The organism is Halomonas sp. SSL-5 (assembly GCF_030708455.1).
In the GTDB taxonomy this organism is placed as follows: Bacteria; Pseudomonadota; Gammaproteobacteria; order Pseudomonadales; family Halomonadaceae; genus Halomonas.
Genome location: NZ_JAUYWF010000019.1, coordinates 1 through 5,515, shown reverse-complemented (window position 1 = coordinate 5,515; position 5,515 = coordinate 1). Strand labels below are relative to the sequence as shown.

At 65.1% G+C, this 5,515-nt stretch carries 6 protein-coding genes and 1 pseudogene; 6 read left to right on the top strand and 1 reads right to left on the bottom strand.

Annotation, left to right across the window (positions count from 1 at the left end):
- The coding region (locus tag RAN53_RS16235) for an AMP-binding protein (RefSeq protein WP_305797842.1) at positions 1-665 on the bottom strand (665 nt) is incomplete at its 3' end.
- Between RAN53_RS16235 and RAN53_RS16230 the strand changes: the two genes are divergently transcribed.
- The 6 genes and pseudogenes from RAN53_RS16230 to RAN53_RS16205 all read left to right on the top strand — a co-directional run.
- Entirely contained in the window at positions 664-846 is a 183-nt protein-coding gene (locus tag RAN53_RS16230; protein WP_305797841.1) for a hypothetical protein, read from the top strand. The genes RAN53_RS16235 and RAN53_RS16230 overlap by 2 nt on opposite strands.
- A gap of 95 nt (positions 847-941) precedes the next feature.
- On the top strand, positions 942-1,832 hold the full coding sequence (locus RAN53_RS16225; protein WP_305797840.1) for an enoyl-CoA hydratase/isomerase family protein: 891 nt from the start codon (positions 942-944) through the stop codon (positions 1,830-1,832).
- Positions 1,829-3,025: an acyl-CoA dehydrogenase family protein gene (locus tag RAN53_RS16220; RefSeq protein ID WP_305797839.1), complete on the top strand. Its 1,197-nt coding sequence runs from the start codon at positions 1,829-1,831 to the stop codon at positions 3,023-3,025. Before RAN53_RS16225 ends, RAN53_RS16220 begins: the two co-directional genes overlap by 4 nt.
- Positions 3,026-3,034: 9 nt before the next feature.
- Complete coding sequence (locus RAN53_RS16215) at positions 3,035-4,177, top strand: acyl-CoA dehydrogenase family protein (protein WP_305797838.1); 1,143 nt, start codon at positions 3,035-3,037, stop codon at positions 4,175-4,177.
- A gap of 42 nt (positions 4,178-4,219) precedes the next feature.
- Positions 4,220-5,401 carry an acyl-CoA dehydrogenase gene (locus RAN53_RS16210; RefSeq protein WP_305797837.1) on the top strand — a complete coding sequence of 394 codons (1,182 nt, stop codon included), beginning with the start codon at positions 4,220-4,222 and terminating at the stop codon, positions 5,399-5,401.
- A 28-nt stretch (positions 5,402-5,429) separates the two neighbouring features.
- Positions 5,430-5,515: pseudogene (locus tag RAN53_RS16205) on the top strand (electron transfer flavoprotein subunit beta/FixA family protein); the annotation flags it as partial.

Below are 5,515 nucleotides of genomic sequence, written 5' to 3'. Positions count from 1 at the left end.
AGGGTGTTGGAGGTGTGCATCACCCCCTTCGGCTTACCGGTGGTGCCGGAGGTATAGAGGATCTGCACCACGTCGTCGCCCGAGGGGCGGCGTGCCTTGAACAGCTCGGCGGTGTCGATTTCCTCTTCCCAGGCACGCTCCAGCAGTACCCGCTCGAAGCTCTCCTCGCCCTGGCCGTCGATCACCAGCACATGCTCGAGTTTGGGCAGTGAGTGCTGGAGGTGGTGGGCCATGGCGCCGTGATCGAACTTGCGGAAGGTCTGCGGCACCACCAGCACCTTGCTGTCGGCCATGCCGAGCATGAATTCGAGTTCGTGCTCGCGGAAGATCGGCATCAGCGGGTTGAGCACCGCCCCGATGCGCACGCAGGCCAGATGCAGGGCGGTCATCTGCCACCAGTTGGGCAGCTGGCAGGAGACGACATCGCCCTGCTCCACGCCGAGCCCCGCCAGCCCCGCCGCCAGGCGAGTGACCTTGTCGTTCAGTTCGCGATAGCTGAGTTCGCTGCGGCTGCCGTCAGCCATTCGGTAGGTCACGATGGCGGTCTTGTCACCGGCCGAGGCCACCGCCTCATCCAGATAGTCCGTAATGACCCTGTCATTCCAGACGCCCTGCTCAACCATGGTGCTTCTGCGCTCAGGCGTCAGATTCGTATGGATTGGCATGCAAGCTCCTGATGGTAAATTGTTATTTATCAAATGCTTGATTGATTTTCGGTGCCGCCATCGCCCTGCGGCTGATATCAAGCTAGGCCAGGATAAAAATTATGTCAATACATTGTCTTTTATTTTGGGTGTGGCTAGACTCGGCTTCATGTCAGGTGCAGTGATTCAGCAGACGGTGTGACATCTCATTGTCATGAATGCTGTCGGTGAGTCGGCCTGGCGAGAGCGCTGCCCTGGCCGCGTGGCTGACGACAACAACACGGGAGAGAGCGTCACATGAGCAACCCCGTCACCATGACTCGAGAGGGCCGCTGTGGCCTGATCACGATCTTCAAGCCGCCGGTGAATGCCCTGGGACAGGCGGTGCGATCTGGATTGATGAAGGCCCTGGTTGCGGCACTGGATGACTCCCGGATCGAGTGGATCCTGCTGCAGTCGGGGGGGCGCTGCTTCTCTGCCGGTGCCGATATCAAGGAGTTCGGCCAGGCTCCCCAGGCGCCTCTGCTTCCGGAGGTGATCGATGCCATCGAGAGCTCGCCCAAGCCGGTGGTGGCCTGGATGCACGGCGTCTCCCTGGGCGGAGGGCTGGAGCTGGCCATGGCGTGTCATTACCGGCTCGCCGCGCCCGAGGCGCGTTTCGGCCTGCCCGAAGTGAAGCTGGGGTTGATTCCCGGCGCCGGCGGCACCCAGCGCCTGCCGCGACTGATCGGCCTGGAAGCCGCCCTCGAACGGATCCTGTCCGGAGAGCCCATCGGTAGCGACCGGGCCCTCGAGCTGGGGCTGGTGGATGGCGTGGCCGAGCAGGGGCATACCGCCGAGGAGGTGCGTATCGCCATGGGGGCCGAGTTCGCCGGACGGGGCGTAAGGCCCACCCGGGAGCAGGCGCTCCATTCTTCGAGCGACGACCCTCTCGACTGGCTGGCTCGTCAGCGCGCGGCACTGGCACTGCCGGAGTCCGGCGATCTGGCGCCACTCAAGGCGACCGAGGCACTCGAAGCCGCCTTTACCCAACCCTTCGACAAGGCACTGGCGCGCGAGCGCGAGCTATTCCTCGAGTGCCTGGCCTCGCCGCAGCGCCAGGCCAAGGTGGAGGCCTTCCTGGCCCGGGGCAGCGACAGCCGCAAGGCGCAGCCAGGCGGAGATGACCAACGGGGGACCAACCCATGAATATCCACTTCAATGATCAGGAGCTCGCCTTCCGTGAGGAAGTGCAGGCCTTCCTGAAGGACGAGCTGCCCGATGACATCGCCGCCAAGGTGCGACTGGGCAAGAAACTGACCAAGGAGGACCACCAGCGCTGGCAGGCGATCCTCCATCGCCGCGGCTGGTACGCCGCCAACTGGCCGGTTGAATATGGTGGTACCGGCTGGAGCGTGGTGGAGAAGCACATCTTCGAGGAGGAGGGCGCGGCGGCAGGTGCGCCGCGACTGATCTCCTTCGGCGTCAACATGGTGGCGCCGGTGATCATCAAGTTCGGAACCCAGCAGCAGAAGGACTACTACCTGCCGCGCATCCTCGATGGCAGCGACTGGTGGTGCCAGGGCTACTCCGAGCCGGGTGCCGGCTCCGACCTAGCCTCCGTGAAGACCCGCGCGGTGCGCGACGGCGATCACTACGTCGTCAATGGCCAGAAGACCTGGACCACTCTAGGCCAGCATGCCAATCGCATCTTCTGCCTGGTGCGCACCGACCCCGAGTCCAAGCCCCAGGCCGGCATCTCCTTCCTGCTCATCGACATGGATACGCCGGGGATCTCGGTGCAGCCGATCATCACCCTGGACGGCGCCCACGAGGTCAACGAGGTGTTCTTCAATGACGTCCGGGTGCCAGTGGAGAACCTGGTGGGAGAGGAGAACGACGGCTGGACCTGTGCCAAGTACCTGCTGACCCATGAACGCACCGGCCAGGCCGGCGTCGGCATCTCCAAGGCAGCACTCGCCCATCTCAAGGAGATCGCCCGCCACGAGGTGATCGACGGTCGCCCCGCGCTTGAGGATCCGCTGCTGCGCCAGCGCATCGCCGAGGTGGAGATGCGCCTGATGGCGGTGGAGATGAGCACCTTGCGCATCCTCGCCCGTGCTCAGGCCGGTGGCGTGCCCGGTGCGGAGAGCTCGATTCTCAAGATCACCGGTTCCGAGATCCGTCAGGCGATCAGCGACCTGGCCCGTCGGGTGCTGGGCCCTCACGCCCTGCCGTTCCTGGTGGAGGAGATGACACTCGAGCATGACGGCGAGCCTCTCCACGCCGACTACAGCGTCTCGCCGGCCGCGCACTACTTCAATCTGCGCAAGCTGTCGATCTACGGCGGCTCCAACGAGATCCAGAAGAACATCCTGGCGAAGGCCCAGCTGGGCTTATAGGAGGCCACCATGGACTTTTCTTTCAGTGACGAGCAGCAGATGCTGCAGGACATGCTGACCCGACTGGTCAGGGAGCACTATACCTTCGAAGAGCGCGACCGGGTGCAACGCAGCGAGCCGGGCTTCAGCGAGGCCTTCCAGGCTCAGCTGGCCGAACTCGGCGTGCTGGCGATGCCCATCGACGAGGCCCAGGGCGGCATGGGCGGCAGCGGGGTCGAGAATCTGGTGGTGATGCAGGAGCTTGGTCGTGGCCTCTGCCTGGAGCCGTTCCTGGAGTCGCAGATCCTCGGCGGCGGCCTGGTGCAGGCGCTGGGCAGCGAGTCACAGCGCGAGGCGCTGCTGCCGGCCCTGGCTGCCGGTGAACTGCTGCTTGCGGTGGCCAGCGAGGAGCCGCATACCCACTACCGGCCCGAGTGGACCGAGACCCGCGCCGAGCGCGTGGGTGACGGCTGGCGGCTGACCGGCCGCAAGTCGGTGGTGATCGGCGGGCAGGCCGCTCACAAGATCCTGGTGGTGGCACGTACGGCAGGCGAGCTCGGCGAGCGCAACGGCCTCTCGCTGTTTGTGGTCGACCCCACCGCTGAAGGCGTGCAGCGCCGTAGCTATCCCACCATGGCAGGCCCCTGGGCCTGCGATCTCACCTTCGGTGGTGTGACGGTGAGCGACGATGCCCTGCTTGGGCAGGCCGGTGAGGCCTTTGCGGCCCTGGATCATCAGCTGGGACGCGCCATGGCGGCCCAGTGCGCCGAGGCGGTAGGCAGCATGCAGCAGGCCTGCGAGCTGACCCTGGAGTACCTCAAGACTCGTGAGCAGTTCGGCAAGCCGATTGGCCGCTTCCAGGTGCTTCAGCATCGCATGGTGGACATGACTACCGAGCTGGAACTGGCCACCTCCATGGCGATCCTCGCCGCCTGCGTGGCCGACGAGCCGACGAGCGCCGAGCGTAGCCGCCAGCTGATCGCTGCTCAGCATGTGGTCAAGCGCGCCGCTCAGTTCATCGCCGAGCAGGCGATCCAGCTCCACGGCGGCATCGGCATGACCTGGGAGTACAGCCTCGCCCACCATGCCCGCCATCTGGTGATGCTTGGCCACCGCTTCGGCGATGACGACCGCCACCTGAAGGCCTATGCCGACCTTCTCGAGGCCAGCTGACGGCTTCCCGCGACCACCACCACAAACAGAGGAAATTCCCACATGTCCCAGAATCCCGCTTTCCATTGGCAGGACCCGCTGCTCCTCGACCAGCAGCTCAGCGACGAAGAGCGCATGGTGCAGCAGAGTGCCGCCCAGTTCGCCGCCGACAAGCTCGCCCCCCGCGTGCTGGAGGCCTTCCGTCACGAGCAGACCGATCCGGCCATCTTCCGCGAGATGGGTGAGACCGGCCTGCTCGGCGCCACCATCCCCGAGGAGTACGGCGGCAGTGGCCTCAACTATGTCTGCTACGGCCTGATCGCCCGGGAGATCGAGCGGGTCGACTCCGGCTACCGCTCAATGATGAGCGTGCAGTCCTCGCTGGTGATGGTGCCGATCAACGAATTCGGTAATGAGGCGACCAAGCAGAAGTACCTGCCCAGGCTCGCCAGCGGCGAGTGGATCGGCTGCTTCGGCCTGACCGAACCCAACCACGGCTCCGATCCCGGTTCCATGGTGTCCCGTGCCCGCAAGGTCGAGGGCGGGTACCGCCTGACCGGCAGCAAGACCTGGATTACCAACAGCCCCATCGCCGACGTCTTCGTGGTGTGGGCCAAGGACGACGCGGGCGATATTCGTGGCTTCGTGCTGGAGAAGGGCTGGGAAGGCCTCTCCGCTCCTGCGATCCACGGCAAGGTGGGGCTACGCGCCTCGATCACCGGCGAGATCGTCATGGATGATGTCTTCGTGCCGGAGGAGAACCTGTTCCCCGAGGTGCGCGGCCTCAAGGGTCCTTTTACCTGCCTCAACTCGGCTCGCTACGGCATCGCCTGGGGCGCGCTGGGCGCCGCCGAGGACTGCTGGCACACCGCCCGCCAATACACCCTGGACCGCCAGCAGTTCGGCCGTCCGCTGGCCGCCAACCAGCTGATCCAGAAGAAGCTGGCCGATATGCAGACCGATATCTGCCTGGCCCTGCAGGGCTGCCTGCGCCTGGGCCGCATGAAGGACGAGGGCAGCGCCGCGGTGGAGATCACCTCGATCATGAAGCGCAACAGCTGCGGCCGTTCCCTGGATATCGCCCGCCTGGCGCGCGACATGCTGGGTGGCAACGGCATCAGCGACGAGTTCGGGGTGGCACGCCACCTGGTCAACCTCGAGGTGGTGAACACCTACGAGGGCACCCATGACGTCCACGCCCTGATCCTCGGTCGCGCCCAGACCGGCCTCCAGGCCTTCTGCTAGGGCCCATAACAAGAACAGGAGAAACACCATGAAGATCCTCGTCGCGGTCAAACGCGTCATCGACTACAACGTCAAGATCCGCGTCAAGCCGGATAACTCCGACGTCGACCTCAC